The 20,167-nt window shown below is 41.6% G+C and carries 21 protein-coding genes, 2 tRNA genes and 1 pseudogene; 11 read left to right on the top strand and 13 right to left on the bottom strand.

Translation table 11 applies throughout. The annotated features are described in order from the left end of the window. Window positions 1–33 precede the first annotated feature (33 nt). Both miaA and kdsA read left to right on the top strand, forming a co-directional pair. Window positions 34–951, top strand: a complete 918-nt coding sequence (miaA, locus tag AB7E53_RS03370) for a tRNA (adenosine(37)-N6)-dimethylallyltransferase MiaA (RefSeq protein WP_179398745.1) — start codon at window positions 34–36, stop codon at window positions 949–951. A gap of 11 nt (window positions 952–962) precedes the next feature. Next, window positions 963–1,766, top strand: a complete 804-nt coding sequence (kdsA, locus tag AB7E53_RS03365) for a 3-deoxy-8-phosphooctulonate synthase (RefSeq protein ID WP_079682949.1) — start codon at window positions 963–965, stop codon at window positions 1,764–1,766. Between the two features lie 82 nt (window positions 1,767–1,848). Here kdsA and AB7E53_RS03360 read toward each other — a convergent pair whose 3' ends face one another. The 3 genes from AB7E53_RS03360 to AB7E53_RS03350 are packed head-to-tail and all read right to left on the bottom strand — an operon-like array spanning window position 1,849 to window position 6,391. Further along, complete coding sequence (locus AB7E53_RS03360; protein ID WP_079682948.1) at window positions 1,849–3,162, bottom strand: glycoside hydrolase family 57 protein; 1,314 nt, start codon at window positions 3,160–3,162, stop codon at window positions 1,849–1,851. 18 nt (window positions 3,163–3,180) lie between these two features. Beyond that, a complete protein-coding gene (locus AB7E53_RS03355) occupies window positions 3,181–4,443 on the bottom strand; it encodes a glycosyltransferase (RefSeq protein ID WP_079682947.1) in 1,263 nt (420 codons plus the stop codon). A 13-nt stretch (window positions 4,444–4,456) separates the two neighbouring features. After that, a complete protein-coding gene (locus AB7E53_RS03350) occupies window positions 4,457–6,391 on the bottom strand; it encodes a glycogen debranching enzyme N-terminal domain-containing protein (RefSeq protein WP_446774164.1) in 1,935 nt (644 codons plus the stop codon). Window positions 6,392–6,636: 245 nt separating this feature from the next. On the opposite strand from AB7E53_RS03350, the gene AB7E53_RS03345 reads away from it, so the two are divergent. The 4 genes from AB7E53_RS03345 (at window position 6,637) to AB7E53_RS03330 (ending at window position 11,556) form a co-directional block, all read left to right on the top strand. Beyond that, entirely contained in the window at window positions 6,637–8,685 is a 2,049-nt protein-coding gene (locus tag AB7E53_RS03345) for a M3 family metallopeptidase (RefSeq protein WP_446774189.1), read from the top strand. Window positions 8,686–8,822: 137 nt separating this feature from the next. Further along, complete coding sequence (locus AB7E53_RS03340; RefSeq protein ID WP_079682944.1) at window positions 8,823–9,257, top strand: dCMP deaminase family protein; 435 nt, start codon at window positions 8,823–8,825, stop codon at window positions 9,255–9,257. Window positions 9,258–9,270: 13 nt separating this feature from the next. Beyond that, a complete protein-coding gene (locus tag AB7E53_RS03335; RefSeq protein ID WP_350457208.1) occupies window positions 9,271–10,908 on the top strand; it encodes a S41 family peptidase in 1,638 nt (545 codons plus the stop codon). A 96-nt stretch (window positions 10,909–11,004) separates the two neighbouring features. Continuing rightward, window positions 11,005–11,556, top strand: coding sequence for a 5-formyltetrahydrofolate cyclo-ligase (locus AB7E53_RS03330; protein ID WP_179398749.1), 552 nt, complete (start codon window positions 11,005–11,007; stop codon window positions 11,554–11,556). 8 nt (window positions 11,557–11,564) lie between these two features. On the opposite strand, the gene AB7E53_RS03325 is transcribed toward AB7E53_RS03330, so the two are convergent. Both AB7E53_RS03325 and recF read right to left on the bottom strand, forming a co-directional pair. Beyond that, entirely contained in the window at window positions 11,565–11,858 is a 294-nt protein-coding gene (locus tag AB7E53_RS03325) for a DUF721 domain-containing protein (protein ID WP_179398750.1), read from the bottom strand. After that, entirely contained in the window at window positions 11,845–12,957 is a 1,113-nt protein-coding gene (gene recF / locus AB7E53_RS03320) for a DNA replication/repair protein RecF (RefSeq protein ID WP_446774162.1), read from the bottom strand. The genes AB7E53_RS03325 and recF overlap by 14 nt, the downstream gene beginning before the upstream one ends. A 180-nt stretch (window positions 12,958–13,137) precedes the next feature. Between recF and AB7E53_RS03315 the strand changes: the two genes are divergently transcribed. The 4 genes from AB7E53_RS03315 to AB7E53_RS03300 all read left to right on the top strand — a co-directional run bounded on the left by AB7E53_RS03315 (window position 13,138) and on the right by AB7E53_RS03300 (window position 14,581). Next, window positions 13,138–13,818, top strand: a complete 681-nt coding sequence (locus AB7E53_RS03315) for a tetratricopeptide repeat protein (RefSeq protein WP_068186757.1) — start codon at window positions 13,138–13,140, stop codon at window positions 13,816–13,818. Between the two features lie 71 nt (window positions 13,819–13,889). After that, the gene (gene ribH, locus AB7E53_RS03310; RefSeq protein ID WP_446774160.1) at window positions 13,890–14,384 is read left to right on the top strand and encodes a 6,7-dimethyl-8-ribityllumazine synthase; all 495 of its coding nucleotides are present in this window, start codon (window positions 13,890–13,892) and stop codon (window positions 14,382–14,384) included. Window positions 14,385–14,416: 32 nt separating this feature from the next. Beyond that, window positions 14,417–14,498, top strand: a tRNA-Tyr gene (locus tag AB7E53_RS03305). Between the two features lie 10 nt (window positions 14,499–14,508). Next, a tRNA-Gly gene (locus tag AB7E53_RS03300) sits at window positions 14,509–14,581 on the top strand. Window positions 14,582–14,682: 101 nt separating this feature from the next. On the opposite strand, the pseudogene AB7E53_RS03295 reads toward AB7E53_RS03300, so the two are convergent. The 8 genes and pseudogenes from AB7E53_RS03295 to AB7E53_RS03260 form a co-directional block, all read right to left on the bottom strand. Next, window positions 14,683–14,895: pseudogene (locus AB7E53_RS03295) on the bottom strand (transposase); the annotation flags it as partial. Further along, window positions 14,886–14,978 (bottom strand): 4Fe-4S binding protein, encoded by a 93-nt coding sequence (locus AB7E53_RS03290; protein WP_446774187.1) that lies wholly within the window; start codon window positions 14,976–14,978, stop codon window positions 14,886–14,888. The pseudogene AB7E53_RS03295 and the gene AB7E53_RS03290, both read right to left, overlap by 10 nt. Before the next feature lie 43 nt (window positions 14,979–15,021). Next, window positions 15,022–15,945, bottom strand: coding sequence for an AEC family transporter (locus tag AB7E53_RS03285; protein WP_446774158.1), 924 nt, complete (start codon window positions 15,943–15,945; stop codon window positions 15,022–15,024). 8 nt (window positions 15,946–15,953) lie between these two features. After that, the gene (locus tag AB7E53_RS03280; RefSeq protein WP_446774156.1) at window positions 15,954–16,238 is read right to left on the bottom strand and encodes a putative quinol monooxygenase; all 285 of its coding nucleotides are present in this window, start codon (window positions 16,236–16,238) and stop codon (window positions 15,954–15,956) included. 53 nt (window positions 16,239–16,291) lie between these two features. Next, the gene (gene pptA, locus AB7E53_RS03275) at window positions 16,292–16,522 is read right to left on the bottom strand and encodes a tautomerase PptA (RefSeq protein WP_446774154.1); all 231 of its coding nucleotides are present in this window, start codon (window positions 16,520–16,522) and stop codon (window positions 16,292–16,294) included. An 846-nt stretch (window positions 16,523–17,368) separates the two neighbouring features. Beyond that, window positions 17,369–18,097 carry a helix-turn-helix domain-containing protein gene (locus AB7E53_RS03270; protein WP_446774152.1) on the bottom strand — a complete coding sequence of 243 codons (729 nt, stop codon included), beginning with the start codon at window positions 18,095–18,097 and terminating at the stop codon, window positions 17,369–17,371. Window positions 18,098–18,491: 394 nt separating this feature from the next. Beyond that, window positions 18,492–19,313 carry a 3-methyl-2-oxobutanoate hydroxymethyltransferase gene (panB, locus tag AB7E53_RS03265; RefSeq protein ID WP_446774151.1) on the bottom strand — a complete coding sequence of 274 codons (822 nt, stop codon included), beginning with the start codon at window positions 19,311–19,313 and terminating at the stop codon, window positions 18,492–18,494. A gap of 10 nt (window positions 19,314–19,323) precedes the next feature. Continuing rightward, window positions 19,324–19,662 carry a winged helix-turn-helix transcriptional regulator gene (locus AB7E53_RS03260; RefSeq protein ID WP_446774149.1) on the bottom strand — a complete coding sequence of 113 codons (339 nt, stop codon included), beginning with the start codon at window positions 19,660–19,662 and terminating at the stop codon, window positions 19,324–19,326. A 219-nt stretch (window positions 19,663–19,881) separates the two neighbouring features. Between AB7E53_RS03260 and AB7E53_RS03255 the strand changes: the two genes are divergently transcribed. Then, entirely contained in the window at window positions 19,882–20,109 is a 228-nt protein-coding gene (locus AB7E53_RS03255; protein WP_446774147.1) for a hypothetical protein, read from the top strand. The last annotated feature ends 58 nt before the right edge of the window (window positions 20,110–20,167 follow it).

Raw genomic sequence — 20,167 nt, 5'->3', positions numbered from 1 at the left:
GGGTGTGGCTTTTTTTATTACCTTTGTTCCGCTATGGAAAGCTATCAATTAATTACAGTTTTAGGGCCAACCGCTTCGGGCAAAACATCATTTGCCGCAGCACTGGCTGCCCGTCTCGATTCGGAGATTATCAGTGCCGATTCGCGCCAGATTTATCGTTCGATGGATATTGGTACAGGAAAGGACCTGGCCGATTACACCATTAACGGCAAACCTGTGCCTTATCATCTGATTGACATTTGCGATCCGGGTGATAAGTACAATGTATTCGAATATCAACATGCCTTTTTCCGGGCATTCGAGGATATTCGCAATCGGGGTAAACTACCTGTCCTTTGCGGAGGTACAGGGATGTATATTGAAGCTGTGCTGAAAGGATATAAACTCCTTGATGTTCCTGCCAATCCGGTTTTGCGTGAATCATTGAAGGGGAAGTCGCTTGCCGAACTTGAACAGCTGCTTTCCTCTTACAAAACATTACATAATAAAACGGATGTAGATTCGCCTCAACGGGCTATCAGAGCTATTGAGATTGAAGAATACTACAAGACGCAGGCTCCGGATGCAACCGGATATGACCCAATCCGCAGCCTTATAGTGGGTTTGGATATTTCCCGCGAATTGAGAAGGGAAAAGATTTCCCGACGCTTACGAAGCCGACTGGATGAAGGGATGGTGGACGAGGTGAAAGGGATTCTGGCTAAGGGTGTGAAACCGGACGATCTTATTTATTATGGTCTGGAATATAAATACCTCACCCTTTATGTACTGGGAGAGCTTTCCTATACAGAAATGGTGTCGCAGCTTGAAATAGCGATTCATCAATTTGCCAAAAGACAGATGACCTGGTTCAGGGGAATGGAACGACGAGGTTTCACCATCCATTGGCTGGATGCCACCTTACCGGCCGAACAAAACATCCAGGCTGTTATAACATTGTTAAATCAATAAACTTCAAACATATGATTTCTGTAAAGGATTTAACTTCCGGCGATAATTTCTTTCTAATGGCCGGCCCTTGTGTGATTGAGGGAGAAGATATGGCCCTTCGCATTGCCGAAAGGGTAGTTACGATTACAAACAAATTAGGGATTCCCTATATCTTTAAAGGATCATACCGTAAAGCAAACCGTTCGCGTATCGATTCATTTACAGGTATTGGCGACGAAAAAGCGTTGAAAATCCTGCAAAAAGTTGGAACTACATTCGGTATTCCTACTGTAACAGATATACATGAAAGTGCAGAAGCGGCTATGGCGGCCAACTATGTAGACGTGTTGCAGATTCCGGCATTTCTTTGCAGACAGACCGATCTGCTTATTGCTGCCGCCCAAACCGGTAAAATAGTTAATATTAAGAAAGGACAATTTCTTTCGCCGGGCGCAATGTCTTTTGCGGTTCAGAAGGTGGTAGACGCCGGTAATCCTCAGGTAATGATTACCGAAAGAGGAACTACATTTGGTTATACCGACCTGGTGGTCGATTACCGGGGAATACCTCAAATGCAGGAGTTTGGATTTCCGGTCATAATGGATGTCACCCATTCATTGCAGCAACCGAATCAGACTTCGGGTGTTACCGGAGGTTTACCTCAGCTGATTGAAACCATTGCCAAAGCAGCAATAGCAGTTGGAACAGACGGCCTGTTTATAGAAACTCATCCTGAACCATCTGTTGCTAAATCCGATGGTGCCAATATGCTGCAGCTCGATCTATTGGAAGGATTGCTCACTCGTCTGGTTCGCATCCGCGAAGCCATAAAGTAAGAGACAACTGTATATACAATAAAAGGATGAAACTTATGGTTTCATCCTTTTATTGTATATAGCAAAAAGAGTTCGAAAGGATTCATTTCTTACCCTTCTTTACTTCAGTCACGGTTTCTTTCTTTTTAAATTTATCCAATTCTTTTTTTAGTGATTCAATCTCCAATCCCTGATTCTTAATAGTTGTAAGCAAAGAATTAAGCTCTTCGTTTTCTATAGATGTTGGATATTGGGCTTCAACCCGTAAAATAAAGTCGGATAAAACATTCATGTAGTTATTGAAAGCCTCGTATGGATTATCGTACGGACTAAATGCACCGCCTCCCATATGTTTGGTGCTCATATAGTAAAAATGGTCGCTGCTCTGCAGATAATTCCAGTCTTGCCTGATGCGCCGGTCTTCACACAAACGAACACGTTCAACAATTTCTTTCAGCTTGGTAAAAGCTTCTTGTTGCAGCAGGTTACCCAGCCATGCACTGCAGTCGCGCTCCTCGTCAACCCACGACATTGGGTAAGGAACCGAAATCGAATCTACCGGTTTAAGGAGATTGAATGCTTCCGACGGTAAAATAAATCCGATTTCTTTTTCGGCAGCAAAACGAGGCAATGCCTTAAAGAAATCAAAAATTCCGGATTCAGCGGGATGGTATGATCCGAGAACCTCGTAATTCATAAATAAATTTATTATTTGTTGTTCGGGTGGAGTCTCTGCAATCCATGAAATAAACTTATCGGCTGTCAGCGGATATTCATTCCAGGCATAGTTATTGAATCGGTCGGAGATATCTTCACTAAACCGGTCATTCTTGAGTAATAACTTTAGCAACGGCTGTACCTTGGATGTGTATAGATAATTTGGACTTTTCCATCCTAATACGTGCTTGGCTCCTTCGGTGATCATTCCTTTAAATCCAGCCTTGTAAACCCATTCGGATATTGTATCCGAATAAATCAGTTCGGTATTACGAAATACTTTAGGAGTTACACCAAACAATGAATGTATCTTTTCTTTATGCATCCGTATCTGGTCCTTAAATTCCTCTTTGTCGGCCAACGATGCCAGAGAGTGCGAATAAGTTTCGGCAAGAAACTCCACATTACCAGTTGCAGCCAGCTCCTTGAAACTATCAATCACTTCCGGAGCGTAGATTTCCATCTGTTCGATAGCAGTACCCGAAATGGAGAAAGCCACTTTAAACTTTCCGCCGCTACTTTTTATCATATCCAGAATTGTCCGGTTGGCAGGGATGTAGCACTTCTCGGCAATGCGGCGGATTATCTCCTCATTACTGAAATCATCATAATAATAGTGGTCGTTCCCTATATCAAAAAAGCGGTATCTTTTAAGTCGAAACGGCTGATGTATTTGAAAATAAAAGCAGATCGTCTTCATATCTATATTTTTAGTATTTTATTTATTCATTACCTGATCGTAAATACGACGCACTTTTTGTCCGGCGTATTCCCATTTAATATTGTCGACTTCCCTTTTTCCCTCCTCTTTCAGGAATTGATACATGGCCGGATAGGTAATAATGCCATATATGGCATCTGCCATGGCTTCGATATCCCAGTAATCCACTTTAACAGCGTAATCGAGGATCTCGGCGCAACCCGACTGTTTAGAAATAATAGAAGGCACCCCGCATTGCATAGCTTCAAGGGGAGAGATTCCGAAAGGTTCAGACACCGAAGGCATCACATAAACATCACTCGACTTCAGCACCTCGTAAACCTGCTTCCCTTTCATAAATCCGGTAAAGTGAAAACGGTCGGAAATATTCCGTGAAGCCGCCAGTCTTATCATCTGATCCATCATATCTCCGCTGCCAGCCATAACAAAACGCACATTATCAGCCTTTTCCAATACTTTAGCTGCAGCTTCTACAAAATATTCAGGTCCCTTCTGCATGGTGATACGCCCCAGAAAAGTGACAACTTTATCTTTCACACCCCGTTTATCCTGAATGGAAACAATATCCTGACTTAAAGGCTCTACCGCATTATGCACCGTGGTTACTTTAGACGGATCCTGGTGATATTTTTCGATCACCGTATTTCGTGTGAGGTTACTAACCGTAATAATATGATCGGCAAAATCCATTCCATTTTTCTCAATAGCGTACACCTCCGGATTTACATTCCCCCTGCTGCGGTCGTAATCTGTAGCATGCACATGTATAACCATGGGTTTGCCGGAAATTTGTTTAGCATGTATCCCTGCCGGATAGGTCAACCAATCATGTGCATGAATCACGTCAAAAGATTCAGCACGGGCAATGACGCCTGCTACAATGGAATAATTATTTATTTCTTCAAGCAGATTATCGGGATACCGTCCCGAAAATTCAATGCAACCCAGGTCGTTCACCCCCCGATAACTGAAATCTGCGTAGATATTATCTCTTAATTTATAATACTCCTCGGGAGACATCTTCTCTCCCAATCTGTTCTTCACATAATTATAATCAACATCCCGCCAAACTATAGGCGTATTACAGGCCCCTACAATCTTCAGGAAACTCTGATCCTCATCACCCCAGGGTTTAGGAATTACAAATGTAATATCCATATCTGGCTGCAACGCCATTCCACGGGTTAATCCATAGCTGGCGGTTCCCAATCCTCCTAGAATATGCGGAGGAAATTCCCAACCGAACATTAGTGCTTTCATAATCGTTTAATTTTTATTCGGCGTTATACTTTTTCAACATTTCCAGAACCCTCAGAATGGCAGCCACATTCATTGCAAAAGAAACTGCACCCCTTCCCGTGTAGGGAGGATTCCCATCAAAAATTTCCGCCAAGGTTCCAATACAATGTAAAGACATCTCTTCTTCCATACTTATCAACATGCGCTCTACAAACGAAATTCCACCTTTTCCAAATATCTTCAGATACGATTCGAGGTAAGCACCAAACAACCACGGCCAGGCAGTACCCTGATGGTAAGCTAAATCCCGTTCATTCTGAGTCCCGACATAATTAGGTCTATAACCTTCGCTTTTGGGACTGAGGGAGCGAAGTCCTTTAGGTGTAACAAGTTCTTTGGTTACAATATCGATAACCGCTCTTTTCTGTACACGGTTAAGAGGCGAATATGGAAACGCAACTGTAAAAATCATGTTCGGGCGCACACTCCAGTCCACATACCCGCCACTAACCGAATCCAGCAGGTAATTATATCCGTTCAGGAATGTCTCTACAAAAGAGGTATCCATCTTATTAATCAGAACATCTGCAGACTCGTCCGCTTTATCCCCGGCCAGCTCCTTGTAGAACTTAAGCGCATTGTACCATAAGGCATTAAACTCTACAATATATCCCGATCTTGCCACAACCGGTTTGCCGTTTATAGTTGAATTCATCCAGGTAATGGTTTTATCCCGTCCTTCGGCAAAAAGCAACCCGTTTTCCATGAGTTTCATATCCGGATGCTTTTGATCCCGGAAATAGGTTATGATCTCTCCCACGAAATCGGCATAAAGCGTTTGCGCTTTGTCAATTCCCATGGCTCTCGCATATTGGTGAATGGCCCATATCGCCCACAGGAATACATCCGGATGCTCAATCTCCCTGATTACTCCATCCCCCTTGCCGGTCTGCATGAAGTTCCGTATAGCCGGCATGGCCGTATGCATTATTTTTTCAAATCTCACCGGGTCGTCGATAGACAAGGTACATCCCGGTAACGATATAAACAAGTCACGGGCCCTGACTTTAAACCACGGATATCCGGCCAGCAAATAGGCATCTTCTTCCTTGGGACGGAAATAAAACTGCTGTGCCGAATTTTTCAAACAATTATAAAAACTGGTACGCGGTGTACGGGCTTCGGCTTCCTGCACAAATAATTTCTTCAACTGATTGGTTGCAATCGGACCTACTCCCGCACTGAATATGATTGTTTCACCCTTCTTGATCGGAACTTCAAAATAACCTGGCACATACAGATCTTCCTTATATGGATATCCTCTCTCCTGCTCTTTCAGGTATTCGATGCCGTTGTACCAATAGGGTTCAAAAACAAATTTCACCTTCTTATTAAACTGCATGTATAAATCGGGATACCCTTTGTACATACAGGTCTTTATTCCGTTGGGCACATCCTGATAAAGTTTGTTTACAGATCCATTTTCCTGCGCAAGGCTGTTTGCGTTACGAAATGCGAGGAAAGGTTTGAAACGTAATGTTGTATCCGAATGGGCATCTTCCAAGGTATATTTTATCATTATCCTGTTCTCATAAAGGGAGAACACCTTTTCTTTGGCAAGCACCACACCTCCCACACGATAGACTGTTCTGGGAACGGTATCGCATGTAAATTCGCGGATATATTTATGACCTTTGGGATTATAATTGTTTCCGGCATATTTATGAAGCCCCAGATTAAAGGGTGCATCATGCTGAATAACAGTTTCATCCAATGACGATAGCAAAACGTGGTTATCATCATCAAGTTCGGGCAAGGGCATTACAAGCAGCCCATGATATTTTCGAGTGTTGCAATCCACCACAGTCGTACAATGATAAGCACCGTTTCGATTCGTCCGCAGAATTTCCCGTCTAAGAGACTCCTCGAGGTTTATCATTACTGTCTTATCGAATTTAAGATAACTCATACTGATAGTTGGTTTTAAGTTAGATGCTAACTGGTTTTCTTCTTATTTATGTACCAAATATATCACTAATATGTAGAATAAACAAATTCATTTTCAGTTTTTTTTAGAATTGAGAGATAATACATAGTATGAACATATGGCGGTTTTTTGAAAAGGTTTTCGCATCTTTGCATTCATTTCCTTAATTACAATATCTTATGAGACAATTATTTATTATCCTAGTATTATTTTTAACTATGACAAATATGACACAAGCGGCTTCAAATCCTTTTTTCAGTAAATATAAAACGCCATTTGAAACGCCGCCTTTTAACAAAATCAAAACGGAACATTACGAACCGGCTTTTGATGAGGGAATAAAACAATTAGCACAGGAGGTTGAATCCATTGCCGGCAATCCCCAGCCTGCTACATTCAAGAACACCATAGAAGCGCTCGAATACAGCGGTAAATTATTAACCAAAGTAAGTTCGGCATTCTATAATGTACTGAGTGCGGAAAGCAACGATGAAATGATGGAGATATCCGAACGCATTTCACCCAAGTTGTCGGAAAGCTCTAACAACATCTACCTCAACGAAAAGCTATTTGCCAGGGTAAAAGCTGTGTACGAACAGAAAGACAAACTACATCTTTCCACAGAAGAGGCTAAACTGCTGGAAGAGACCTATTATGCGTTTTCAGTACGTGGAGCAAACCTTTCGGCCGAAGATAAAGCAAAATACAGGGAACTAAGTACCGAATTAAGTAAACTCACCCTTAAATTCGATCAGAACGTATTAAAAGACGAAAACAGATACGAGCTGTTGCTAACCTCGGAGGATCAGTTAGCCGGATTGCCTCAGGGAGTGATTGATGCGGCTGCACTAAAGGCAAAGGAGAAAGGTAAGACAGGTTGGATGTTCACGCTGTCCGCTCCCAGCTATGTTCCTTTTATGCGGTATGCAGACAACAGAGAGCTGCGCAAAGAACTTTACCTCGCAAATATGGCTGTGGGTAATAAAGGGGATGAGTATGATAACAAGGAAAACATCAAGAATATTGTAAACACGCGCCTTGCCATTGCCCGGCTGATGGGATATAATTCCTTTGCAGAATATACCTTAAAAAGAAGAATGGCCCAAAAACCGGAAGCGGTATACGAGCTGACAGACAAATTACTGGCAGCTTACAAACCGGTAGCAGTGAACGAATATAATGCGGTACAGGGATTTGCATTGGGAATGGAAAAGAAAAACTTCGACATCATGCCCTGGGACTGGAGCTATTATTCTGAAAAACTCAAAGATGTTAAGTTTAACATCAACGACGAGATGACCCGTCCCTATTTTGAGCTGAAGCAGGTTCAGAAGGGTGTGTTCGGATTGGCTACCCAACTGTATGGCATCACATTTAAGGAAAACAAAAACATCCCGGTCTATCACCCCGATGTAAATACATACGAAGTATATGATGCCGATGGAAAATTTCTGTCCGTATTATATACCGACTTCTTCCCAAGGGAAGGGAAGCAGTCCGGTGCCTGGATGAACAGTGTAAAAGAACAATATTTCGAAAATGGTAAAGACAGCCGTCCACAGGTTGTGATCGTGATGAACTTCACCATGCCTACGGATACGAAACCATCGCTGCTCTCTTTCGATGAAGTGAATACACTCTTGCACGAATTCGGACATGCACTCCATGGTATGCTTGCCAAGGGAACCTATGCAAGTCTGTCGGGTACCAATGTTTACAGAGATTTTGTTGAGCTTCCATCGCAGATAATGGAAAACTGGCTTACGGAGAAGGAATTCCTCGACCAGATCGCTATCCATTATCAGACCGGAGAGAAGATTCCTCAGGAGATGGTACAGAAATTGGTAGACGCTTCGAATTTCAATACAGGCTATCAATGCTGCCGCCAGCTAAGTTTCGGCATGCTCGATATGGCCTGGCATACGCTAACCCAACCTTTTGACGGAGACGTAACTAAATTTGAAAAGAATGCCTGGTCGGCAGCCTCTATACTTCCGGAAGTGGATGGTACTTTGATGAGCAGCAGTTTCGGACATATCTTTTCCGGAGGTTATGCAGCCGGATACTATGGATACAAATGGGCCGAAGTACTTGATGCCGATGCATTTGCGGCCTTTAAGGAAGCCGGAATATTTAACAAAGAGGTGGCAGGCTCATTCTACAAAAACATACTTTCAAAAGGTGGAACAGAAGACCCTATGGAACTGTATATCCGCTTTCGCGGTCAGAAACCCGAAATTAACGCATTGTTAAAAAGGAATGGTATTAAAAATTAATACTAAAACTGACTACAACTAAGCTAAATATCGCTATTTTTGTGGCTTGAATGTACAGAGAATTCAATAGCGTACCGTTATTCTTTCATAATGGTACGCTCTCAACCATTAACCTGTACCTTAAAATATGTGATCATATGAGCGAAAAGACTGATAAACAACTGGAATTAGACAAACGATACCTGCGAATGGCTGCCATCTGGGCTGAAAATTCATACTGCAAACGCAGACAGGTAGGCGCTCTGATTGTTAAAGACCAGATGATTATTTCGGATGGTTATAACGGCACACCATCCGGATTCGAGAATGTATGTGAAGACGAATTCAATGTTACCAAACCTTATGTTCTTCATGCCGAGGCAAATGCGATCACCAAGGTAGCGGCTTCGTCAAACAGCAGCAAGGATGCCACCATATACATCACCTCCGCCCCCTGTATAGAATGTGCCAAACTCATTATTCAGTCGGGTATCAGGCGCGTCGTATATTCAGAGAAATACCGCGTAGAAGATGGATGCAATCTGCTATCCCGTGCCGGCATTGAACTTTCCTATATTGATTTAAACGAATAATAGATACAATCTTATGGATAAGAATAAGAGAATTGCTATCTGGTTGCCTGTCATCATTGCCGCAAGCATTGCCTTGGGTATATTTATCGGGAACCACTATCTTTCCATTTCAACCGGAAAATTCCGCAGCTATGCCAGCGGAAATAAGATCAATGCCATTCTGGACATCATTGACGAACAGTATGTGGATACGGTAAATATGAGTCAACTGGTGGAAGGAGCTATTCCAAAGATTTTCAGCGAACTGGATCCTCACTCGGGTTATATACCTGCTGCGGATGCACAGATGGTGAACGAAGAGCTTGAAGGTTCATTCAGCGGCATCGGCGTGTCTTTTAATCTGCAGACCGATACAATTCTGGTGATAAGTGTTATTCCGGGAGGTCCTTCCGAGAAGGCAGGATTATTGGCGGGCGACCGTATCATAACCATCAACGACTCTCTGTTTGCAGGCAACAACAGCAGTCAGGGTAAAATCATGAAAACCTTGCGTGGGGCAAAGAATAGTGTCGTAAAACTGGGTATCAAGCGAAGCACCTCACAGGATCTGCTTTATTTTAATGTTACCCGCGGCGATGTACCGGTTAACTCGGTAGATGTAGCTTATGTTGTTCGCGAAGGTGTCGGTTACATCAAGGTAAATAAATTCGCAAGAACAACCTACAACGAATTTATTACAGCCATAGCAAAACTGAAGCAGCAAAATTGCAAGAGTTTCATTATAGATCTTCGGGGTAATACCGGAGGATATATGGATGCGGCTATCAACATGATAAACGAATTTATGGCAAACGGCCGACTGATTGTTTACACAGAGGGTAAAGCCTTCCCAAGAAACGATGTGTATGCAAACGGAACCGGAACTTGCCAGGATGCTCCTATTGTTGTACTTACGGACGAATTCTCCGGTTCTGCCAGCGAGATCTTTGCCGGAGCAATCCAGGACAACGACAGGGGACTTATAATCGGCAGACGTACCTACGGTAAAGGTTTGGTTCAATCTCAGATTCCGCTGAGTGACGGATCGGCTTTGCGCCTTACCATCGCCCGTTACTATACCCCTTCGGGAAGATGTATACAAAAGGATTACGAACTGGGTAAGACTGACGAATACGATCAGGATCTTTTCAACCGCTTCATGCATGGAGAGTTTGATTCGGCCGACAGTATCAAGATTAACAATTCGTTGAAATATCAGACCTCGCTGGGACGAACGGTATATGGTGGCGGAGGTATCATGCCTGATATCTTTATTCCACGCGATACTTCGGGAGTCACCTCCTACTTCAGCAATGTGATAAATTCCGGCGTATTGAATCTCTTTACATTGGAATATTCTGATAATAACAGAGAAAAACTATCATCATTCAAAACCTATCAGGAATTATATAACTACCTGAAAAAGCAGCCATTATTAGACAAGTTTACAAACTATGCAGTATCCAAAGGCATTCGCAAGCGCGTTACCCTGATCAATATCTCGGCCAAGCTTATTGAGAACCAGCTGCATTCGTATATTGTACGTAACTTCTTTAATGACGAAGGGTTCTACCCAATCTTTTTGAAGGACGATGTAACCCTGCTTAAGGCTGTTGAAGTGATTGAGCAAGGAAAATCGATGCCGCAGGCACCCAAGCAGGCAAAACAATAAGGACATCTATTTGTTTTTAATAGTATATCAGTATAAAGGAGAGGATCACCCCTCTCCTTTATATTTTCGTACAAATAAAATTAAATGCTATAGTCAATGGATAAGAAAGAGATTAAGAAGACAATTCGGAAAGAGATCGCCCATTTGAAAAAGAATCATACAATGGAATGGCAGGAAAAGATGTCGGCTTTGATTCTTTCTAAACTGGAAGAAACCGACCAATTCAGAAATGCAAGATCGATTGCTATATACCATGCCATACCGGGTGAAGTACAAACCGAATCATTTATCAACAAATGGCACAAAACAAAACAATTATATCTGCCCGTAATTGAGAACGATTTCCTGAAGCTGCAACCCTATCACGGTCCGGATAACCTGAAAGCAGGAGTTTTCGGAATTCTGGAACCGGCAAGTAATCACCCCGTAGATGTAAGTGATATTTCACTCATAATTGTTCCCGGTGTTGCATTTGATAAAAACCGGAACCGCATGGGAAGAGGTAAAGGGTATTACGATAAGCTGTTGAAACATTCGCAGGCATGTAAAATAGGAATCTGCTACGAATTTCAGCTTATAGAAGAAGTTCCCTCCGAGTCGTTCGATGTTCCTATGGATGTTGTGATTACCGAATCGAAGGTTATATAACAGTAAATTCAACGGATTACGATATCTCTTATCACCTGAGAACCGGCATAGTCGTTCAGACTCTTCACTAATTTTTCGCGGCACAGCACCAGTTCACTCCGTAATACAGAGGATGTAAGGGATACATAAAGCACTTTGTCCTTTACATATACATTACGTGTATATTGCAAAACCATCGGACCGAGCACCTCCTGCCAGGCCCGCCGGATGCGTATTTCCATCATCTTTTCGTAAAGCTCCGTATTATCTTCGAAAAAATCACGGAGCAGTTCGCCCAGCTTCTGTGTATTATTTCGTTTCATTTTCTTCTTCCAAAGGGCACACCTCACCCTGTTCCACTTTAAACAAACAATACGCATGATCCATCGCCTCCAGTATCTCGTCGAGGTATTTACGGTTGGTGTCGGTAATAAAAATCTGACCGAAGCCTTCGCCCGAAACAAGCTTTATAATCTGTTCCACCCTGCTTGCATCCAGCTTATCAAAAATATCATCCAGCAATAAAACCGGAAGCGTATTTCCTTTTTTGGCCAACAAGGCAAACTGAGCCAGTTTTAAAGCAATCAGAAATGTTTTATTTTGTCCCTGCGACCCCACACGGCGAATCAGCTGCCCGCTTAATGTCATTTCCAGATCATCCTTATGTACACCAGACGACGTATAACCGAGGTAACGATCCCTTTCGCGGGATTGCTGAAGCAATTCGGCCAGTCCGCAGTCCGACAACTGCGAAATATAGGTAAGTCCCACACATTCGGACGAACTGCATATGGTCTGATAATATGAGTTGAACAAAGGCGTGAGTTCTTCAACCAACCGGACTCTATCCTTATATATTTTTGAGCCGTAAAGCTCCATCTGCATTTCCAAAACTTCGAACAACGAATAATCTGTAACCTGATTTTTAAGCAGCACATTCCGTTGCATCAATGCTTTGTTATATTGAATAAGGGCATGCAGGTAATTCTTATCTTGTTGGGAGATGATCATATCAAGGAATTTACGACGTTCGTCGCTCCCACCCTGAATCAGTTCTGAATCGGCCGGCGAAACCATGACCAATGGCAGTAATCCGATATGATCGGATAATTTATCGTATTCTTTCTTATTCCTTTTAAATTGTTTGCGTGACTTCCTGCGGATGGAGCAAAAAATATCTTCATCACGCCCTTCATATAAATAAGCACCCTGAAGGACACATAATTCTTCGTCGGTTGTAACAAGTAGACTTTCGGGAGTATTCAGGTAACTTTTACAAAAGGAAAGGTAATGAATGGCATCCAGCAAGTTTGTTTTTCCCATTCCATTATTTCCAAAAAAACAATTCATTTTGGGTGAAAAAGCAACCTCTGCCTGCCGTATATTTTTGTAATTTAGGATAGAAAGCCTCTTAAGTATCATCTGTTGCTCGTTTTGATTTACAAAGTTAAAATAAAAAGAGATGCCAACAAGTGAGCATTTAATCTTATACGTAAAAAATATACTATAAGTTTAGCTTATTTCATTAAAAAAATTTACTTTTGCGCTTTGAATAAAGTAATTGATGCGATTAGGCAAACTAATAAATAACAAAAAAATATTATGGCTACTAACGGAAATGGCACCCACACAGAAGCGGAAATCGGAGTAATCGTTTCGCGCACTGAAGAATTCATCGAAAAGAACACTAAAAAAATTATTTACGGCGTTGTTGCAATAGCAGTTGTTGTTGGCGCTTTTGTTGGCTTTAACTATGCATATTTGGTTCCTCAGGAAAAGAAAGCAAATGCAGCCATGTTTAAAGGTGAACAATATTTCGCACAGGATTCTTTTGCATTGGCCTTAAACGGCAACGGGGCTGATTATCCTGGCTTTGAAGCTATAATTGACGATTACGGTACAACAGACGCAGCAAACCTTGCCAAGGCGTATGCAGGTATCTGTTATTTTAAATTAGGAGACACTAAGAAAGCATTGGATCTTTTAAAATCGTACGACGGAAGCGATAAAATGATTGCTCCTTCTGTAACAGGTCTGATTGGCGATTGTCTTGTTAACGAAGGCAAAGTAAAAGATGGAATCGGCTATTTCGAAAAAGCAGCTTCACAGGCAGACAATGAAGTTATCAGTCCGGTTTATCTGAAAAAGGCCGGTTTAGCTTACGAAAGCCTGAATCAACCGAAGGATGCTGTTAAGGCATACACTACTATCAAGGAAAAATATTTCAATTCTCTTGAAGCAGCAGACATAGACAAGTATATTGCCCGCGCATCGGCAAAATAATTATAAAAAACAGATTATAAACAGAGGATGTCTTTTATCAGGGCATCCTCTAATTTTTAATAAAAAAAAGAATGGCAACAGCTTATCAAAATTTATCAGCTTACGACTTCGACAGCGTTCCCGATGCATCGGAGATGACTATTGGTATAGTAGTGGCTGAGTGGAATAAAAATATTACAGAGAAATTACTTGTAGGAGCTATCAGCACGTTGGAAAAACATGGTGTAAAATCAGAAAACATCATTGTTGGACGCGTACCCGGAAGCTTCGAATTGACTTTCGGAGCAAAAAGATTGGCCGAAAGCAAGGATTTAAATGCTGTAATTATACTTGGATGTGTAGTAAAAGGTGATACACCGCATTTTGATTACGTTTGTTCGGGAGTTACTCAGGGGGTTACCGAACTCAATCTTATGTATGATATTCCATTCATTTTCGGGCTATTAACTACCGATACTATGGAGCAGTCTGAAGACCGTGCCGGAGGTAAGCATGGAAATAAAGGTGATGAAGCTGCAATTACTGCAATAAAAATGATAGATTTTTCTTGCAAGTTACAAAATTAATCGTACCTTTGCAACGCAATAGAAAATAATGGGGGCAGTTACCAGAGTGGCCAAATGGGGCTGACTGTAACTCAGCTGACTTCGTCTTCGGTGGTTCGAATCCATCACTGCCCACTAACTACTTGCGGAAGTAGCTCAGTTGATAGAGCATTAGCCTTCCAAGCTGAGGGTCGCGGGTTTGAGCCCCGTCTTCCGCTCTCAAAAGAGGAATCCAAACGGATTCCTCTTTTTTTATTTAGTATATCCATCTCTCCTATCCCCTTCCCTCGGATCAACGTAAAAAGTTGAGGGATTAATATTATGCATTTAATTTACATACTCTAAATAAAAAGAAAGCTTTGTCCTTTACACCTCTAAATACCCTTCTGAAAGCTTTAATCTTTGCTTTGAAAGATTCACTGGCAGCATTGGTTGCCCTGTTATGAAAGAAGTTTACAATTTCCAGGTAATGGGTTTGAATTGTTCTGACAATAGTACCAAAAGAAAGGAATCCGGATCTGTCTACCTGATCATACCATTTTGCAACTCAAGAATCATTCCAGAGCAGACGTTCACACATTTTCCACAGCTGATGCACTTGTCCCCATCAACGATAAATCATGCCTTGTATTCTATTCTTATTAGTCAAATTAATTTTTTAGTTCATATACAGCCATATCATGAGCGGCATCGTGATAATACAGATAATAGTTGTCACGGCACAGATACTACCTGCATATTTCTCATCCCTTTGATAAATCTGGGCAAACTGCGTAACCATGGTGGCTGACGGTGTGATGACTGCCAGAAGGGATATGAGCAGTATCATCCGGCCTTCTTTTGCCATTGCATCCATACCCGAGTATTTCAGAAATAGGAGTATGATTAAAGGGATAAAAATCATCTTCATCAGCGTTACCAGATACAGGCGCTTATAGGTCATCACTTGTTTCCAGTCCACGGAGGCAATGATCATACCTAACATTATCATGCTGACTGGTCCGATACATACCGCAATATTACTTACGGCATCATAAGGTATCTTTGGCATGTGTACTCCACCGATGAACAGTCCTAATCCTATAATGATAGCTATGAGGTTGATATTGGTCAGCAGACGCTTAAAATTAAACATCGTCTGCCCTTTCATCATGGACTGGCAGTGTGTGAAAATGAAAAACAGCTGCACGCAAAGAAACGCACTTGCATAAATAACCCAGTCATTGCCCAGCACAGAAACCACCAGCGGAATGATCAGATTACCACTGTTGGAATAGATGATGGATGTCTTCTCGACTGCATCGAAATGAAAGATGAACGATAGCAGCCAAACAACTATAAATAGAATGGCATGGATGGCTATGGCAGCTATTATGGCCAGTAGAAAACCATCACGTACCTCTGGTGTATAATCTATCTGAAAAGCCTTAAGTATTACACAAGGGGTTATCAGATAGATAGTGATAAGGGATAATACACAGCTGTCTTCGGACTGGTTAAGTCCGAAGAGCACAAGCAGCAGCCCCAATCCCATCATCAGGAAGAGTACTGCTATCTGTTGGGCTAGAAGCCAAGTTATCATCTTATAACTTAAAACTCAAAACGGTCTATCTTCAGTCCGTCTACTGTCAAGGCAGAAATCTTTGGTACTGCTGAAATGAAGTGACTGGCTGCTGAATGCTTGTCGAGTACTTCCTGATTTTCCCACGTTTCAACGAAGAGCATGACCTTCGGGTCAGTCGAACTCTGGTAGAGATCATAAGAGATATTACCTTCATCCTGACGTGACTTGGCAACAAGTTCGTTGGTGATTTCAAGTACATCCTTAGGATTTACATTGCCCTTTAATGTGAATACTACATTTAATCTGATCATAATATTGTCTTTTTTAATGTTACGGAATTTGCTTAACAGATGCAAGGCTATCATTATATCTCATATCCTGGCTTCTTGGCTAGATGGTTGAGATTTGGTTTGATATCCTTATCGTATACTTCGACTTTCCAGTTCTCTGCAGGAACCTCTGTATAGTTGATAGAGATATCACCCTCACCAGCATTGAGATGCTTTTCTGCAAGTTCGGTTAAGTCTGTAATGAAGTTCTTGAACTCTTGTTCTGAAAGGTGCTTTGGATAGCACTTAATGTTAATGTGTGGCATAATTCTAAATTTTTAATTTTGATTATTTGATTCTATAATTTCATTTAATGAAATGTTGTGATTGCGATAACAGGTCTTCGGATTGACTTCGCCATCAGTCAGGACATCGCCCTTCTGCGGACAGTTCTGCACTCAGACAAAACAATATTCGCATTTACCACTGGCCTCTGTCTTACCATTAACCAACCTGTAATTACCCCATGAAAAGATTTTGGTACATCTACCGCAGCCGACACAGGCAGCCGTGATGGTGAATTGGCCCGGGCTTCCACTGGGAAATGCGGACCATGCTAGAAGTTGGAAACACAGTGTTGAGTAAAAACAACTTGCTCATCCAAATCCTCAGCTATCCTTGCTACCGTTCGTTGACATGCTTGACTGGGTCTATACTTATCTGGCGGTTCATATCAAACCCTGGCAGCCAGTTGTCCACTATGATAATGGCATCGACATAGTCAGGGGAGATACCACTCTTTTATTATAGTTTACAGTCCATGACACGATCACGACAGTAGCGCAGCCAAGTTTCACCATGGTCAATGAGCTGCTAAAGCTCGCCTATCTTAAGGCTTAGGCCCTTAGAAAGGTAGCCACGGATAGGTGCAGGCATGGTCACATGCTCAGGCTTGAGGCGTGCGTCCTTGTAGAAAGAACTGAAATCACATGTGTCGTGGCTACTACCACTTGTTACCTCAAGATAAGCGTCCTGAGCCTCGTAAGGCGGACGGTTGATGTCACTTGAAAAGTGCATGTTTTTAATTTCTTTCTTTAGTTTACGGATGTAAAGGTACTAACTCAAGGCTCATGCAACGTGACTATTCGGTTCAACCTTTCTCACTATTTCGATCAATCTTCTTTTCCCGATTTTCTGGCCTCTGAAGGTGCTTTCCCGTACCTGTTTTTGAACAGCCGAGAGAAATGGTTCGGGTTCTCATAACCTACTGCATAGCATACATCAGCTACTGTCATGGATGTCTCCTTCAACATGTGATATGCCCGATCCAGCCTGCGCTCCCGGATCCATTTGGCCGGAGTTTCATTATAAATGCCCTGAAAATCACGTTTGAAGCTTGACAGACTTCTTCCCGAGAGATAAGCAAGTTCATCCAGTGTTATAGGGGAGGTGTAGTTCAGTTCCACTATACGGTGGATATCTGTCTTGACAGGCTCTCGCATTTGCAGAATTCGACTGAACATCGTCGCACTGCACAACATTACGTCATATAATATTTCCATGACCTTTAGGCGGATGAGTCCGGGATTGATACCAGATGGAAGTTCAAAGAACGGGCGGAGCGAGTGAACTGCTGCTATCAGACGATCATCCATCCGGCATACGCCATTGGTATAGTCCTCACGGTCTTTTTCTATCTCCACCAGCTGGGTAGAAACAAATTCTCTAAGCAAATCATCCTTGATGGCAAACATAAGACAGTCTATCCGGTCAGCATTTTGATGGTTACCAACCCTCTTATAGCGTATCTGAGTATTTTTCTGGAACAGGATCATCTCATCAGGATGGAGCTCGAATGTCTCGTCACCATAATAATAGGTGAATTCTCCTTCAAGGAGCATGAGCAGCAGGTGTTCTTGAAGGAACATGTATCCCTCCTCCTCATAACAATGAGTGCTGGACTCCATCACAGCACCGCCGTCAAGCTGGATCGGATTGGTAACACAGGTACCCTGGATGAACGTATCTGGAAATCTCTCGAACTTCATTTGGATGTTGACTGTTACTTTTCTCTCTTTTAGTTATTCTTAATTTATTTCTCAGGTATGGAAAAGGCCTGGCCATCCTTAGTGATGTAGAATACGGTGACCTCTAAGGGCTCATCGCCATGGTTTCACCATGATGGCTGGTATCTAGAAAAGCCCCAGCATTAGGCTGAGATTTTAAATTTTAAGGGAAGAAATGAATCTTGCAGGTAATAACCTCTCAACTGCCAAAGCTGCAATATAGATTCTTCTAATACGACTCATTTTCATTGGGAAAGTCATTGCTTTTTATATCCGCAATATAATGCTTAACAGCATTGGTTATAATCTCATTCAAATTCTCATATTTTCTTAGGAATTTAGGAGAAAAGCTATTATTTATCCCCAACATATCATGCATCACAAGAACTTGTCCGTCAACAAATGATCCGGCTCCGATACCTATTATTGGAATAGAGACTGTTTCTGTTATTTTTTTTGCTAATTGAGCCGGTATTTTTTCCAATGTGATTCCAAAACATCCAATTTGTTCTAACAATTTAGCATCACGTACAAGTTTATTAGCTTCCTCCTCTTCTCTGGCCCTTACAGTGTAAGTACCATATTTATTAATGGATTGTGGCATTAATCCCAAATGTCCCATCACCGGAATTCCTGCACTAATAATCTTTTTAATATCTTCTATTATTTCTTCTCCTCCTTCGATTTTAAGGGCATCAGCACCAGTTTCCTTCATTATACGAATGGCGGCTTCTAAAGATCTTTCAGGATTACCTGAACAAGTTCCAAACGGCATATCCACAACCACTAGTGCTCGTTTAACGGCTCTCATTACCGACACACCATGATAAATGATTTGATCCAATGTCATTGGTAAAGTTGTAACATTACCCGCCATAACGTTTGAAGCAGAATCTCCAACTAATATGGCATCCATTCCAGCCTGATCAATTACTGAAGCCATAGAATAATCATATGCTGTGAGCATAGATATTTTTTCACCACGATCTTTCTTCTCTTTCAGGCGGTGTGTTGTAACTTTTCTTTTATCGTCTTGAACTACTGTTGACATTACAATATATTTATTCATTAACAATTTCATCAAAATGTTCTTGGGCCCAACCTATCATCATTTGAATAGCAGGTAATACATCCATCCCCATTTTAGTTAATGAGTACTCAACTCTTGGTGGTACTTCTGCATATACCTTGCGAACAATTAGTTTGTCTTCTTCGAGTTTTCTGAGTGTCCCAGCTAATACCTTCTGAGATATATCAGGTATTGCTTTATTCAATTCTTTATACCTCAGTGTACCATTTGCTTCTAAAGAGCATAATACTAATAAAGACCACTTATCGCTAAACCGACTCAATATATTACGAATCGGGCATGTCGGATATTTCAAATCTAGTTGTCTCATACATTTTATATGTATATTTAGCCACAAAGGTATATAAAATTCCATTGAGACAATACTTTGGATGTCAGTATTTTAGATTTTAACAATTAATTATATTTAACATTGATATAAAGTCTTATTAATCAATATTACTAACCTTAATAGTAAGTAACACACCATATAGCCCACTTTTTTCATTTAGCTTACTTTTACCTCGTAATCGTTAAAACAGTAATTATTATGAGTAGACTTAATGTTTTAAATGGCTGGGCAGGAATCAATAGTTATTTCACCCGTCGTAGTGCTCAAAGTTTCTTTGCCGGATCACAAATGTCGTTTGCAACATCAGGTTGTGGTTCTTCTTGTGGAGGTGACGATAAGAAACCTCAGTCTTCAGCATGCGGTGCATCTGATGAACAGCCAAAGCCCTCGGCTTGCGGCTCCTCTTGTGGAACTGGCGATAAGTAAATCTTTTGTCAGGGGTAATCAAATAATTACCCCTGACAATTCTTTATTAATTTAAATT

The sequence above is a fragment of the Macellibacteroides sp. genome (assembly GCF_050251695.1).
In the GTDB taxonomy this organism is placed as follows: domain Bacteria; phylum Bacteroidota; class Bacteroidia; order Bacteroidales; family Tannerellaceae; genus Macellibacteroides; species Macellibacteroides fermentans.
Note: the sequence above shows the minus strand (reverse complement) of the source record. Positions and strands in the feature narration are given on the sequence as shown.

Coding starts and splice junctions, on each gene's coding strand:
- miaA (WP_179398745.1), top strand. CDS start 34: ATGGAAAGCTATCAATTAATTACAGTTTTAGGGCCAACCGCTTCGGGC.
- kdsA (WP_079682949.1), top strand. CDS start 963: ATGATTTCTGTAAAGGATTTAACTTCCGGCGATAATTTCTTTCTAATG.
- AB7E53_RS03360 (WP_079682948.1), bottom strand. CDS start 3,162: ATGAAGACGATCTGCTTTTATTTTCAAATACATCAGCCGTTTCGACTT.
- AB7E53_RS03355 (WP_079682947.1), bottom strand. CDS start 4,443: ATGAAAGCACTAATGTTCGGTTGGGAATTTCCTCCGCATATTCTAGGA.
- AB7E53_RS03350 (WP_446774164.1), bottom strand. CDS start 6,391: ATGAGTTATCTTAAATTCGATAAGACAGTAATGATAAACCTCGAGGAG.
- AB7E53_RS03345 (WP_446774189.1), top strand. CDS start 6,637: ATGACACAAGCGGCTTCAAATCCTTTTTTCAGTAAATATAAAACGCCA.
- AB7E53_RS03340 (WP_079682944.1), top strand. CDS start 8,823: ATGAGCGAAAAGACTGATAAACAACTGGAATTAGACAAACGATACCTG.
- AB7E53_RS03335 (WP_350457208.1), top strand. CDS start 9,271: ATGGATAAGAATAAGAGAATTGCTATCTGGTTGCCTGTCATCATTGCC.
- AB7E53_RS03330 (WP_179398749.1), top strand. CDS start 11,005: ATGGATAAGAAAGAGATTAAGAAGACAATTCGGAAAGAGATCGCCCAT.
- AB7E53_RS03325 (WP_179398750.1), bottom strand. CDS start 11,858: ATGAAACGAAATAATACACAGAAGCTGGGCGAACTGCTCCGTGATTTT.
- recF (WP_446774162.1), bottom strand. CDS start 12,957: ATGATACTTAAGAGGCTTTCTATCCTAAATTACAAAAATATACGGCAG.
- AB7E53_RS03315 (WP_068186757.1), top strand. CDS start 13,138: ATGGCTACTAACGGAAATGGCACCCACACAGAAGCGGAAATCGGAGTA.
- ribH (WP_446774160.1), top strand. CDS start 13,890: ATGGCAACAGCTTATCAAAATTTATCAGCTTACGACTTCGACAGCGTT.
- AB7E53_RS03285 (WP_446774158.1), bottom strand. CDS start 15,945: ATGATAACTTGGCTTCTAGCCCAACAGATAGCAGTACTCTTCCTGATG.
- AB7E53_RS03280 (WP_446774156.1), bottom strand. CDS start 16,238: ATGATCAGATTAAATGTAGTATTCACATTAAAGGGCAATGTAAATCCT.
- pptA (WP_446774154.1), bottom strand. CDS start 16,522: ATGCCACACATTAACATTAAGTGCTATCCAAAGCACCTTTCAGAACAA.
- AB7E53_RS03270 (WP_446774152.1), bottom strand. CDS start 18,097: ATGCTCCTTGAAGGAGAATTCACCTATTATTATGGTGACGAGACATTC.
- panB (WP_446774151.1), bottom strand. CDS start 19,313: ATGTCAACAGTAGTTCAAGACGATAAAAGAAAAGTTACAACACACCGC.
- AB7E53_RS03260 (WP_446774149.1), bottom strand. CDS start 19,662: ATGAGACAACTAGATTTGAAATATCCGACATGCCCGATTCGTAATATA.
- AB7E53_RS03255 (WP_446774147.1), top strand. CDS start 19,882: ATGAGTAGACTTAATGTTTTAAATGGCTGGGCAGGAATCAATAGTTAT.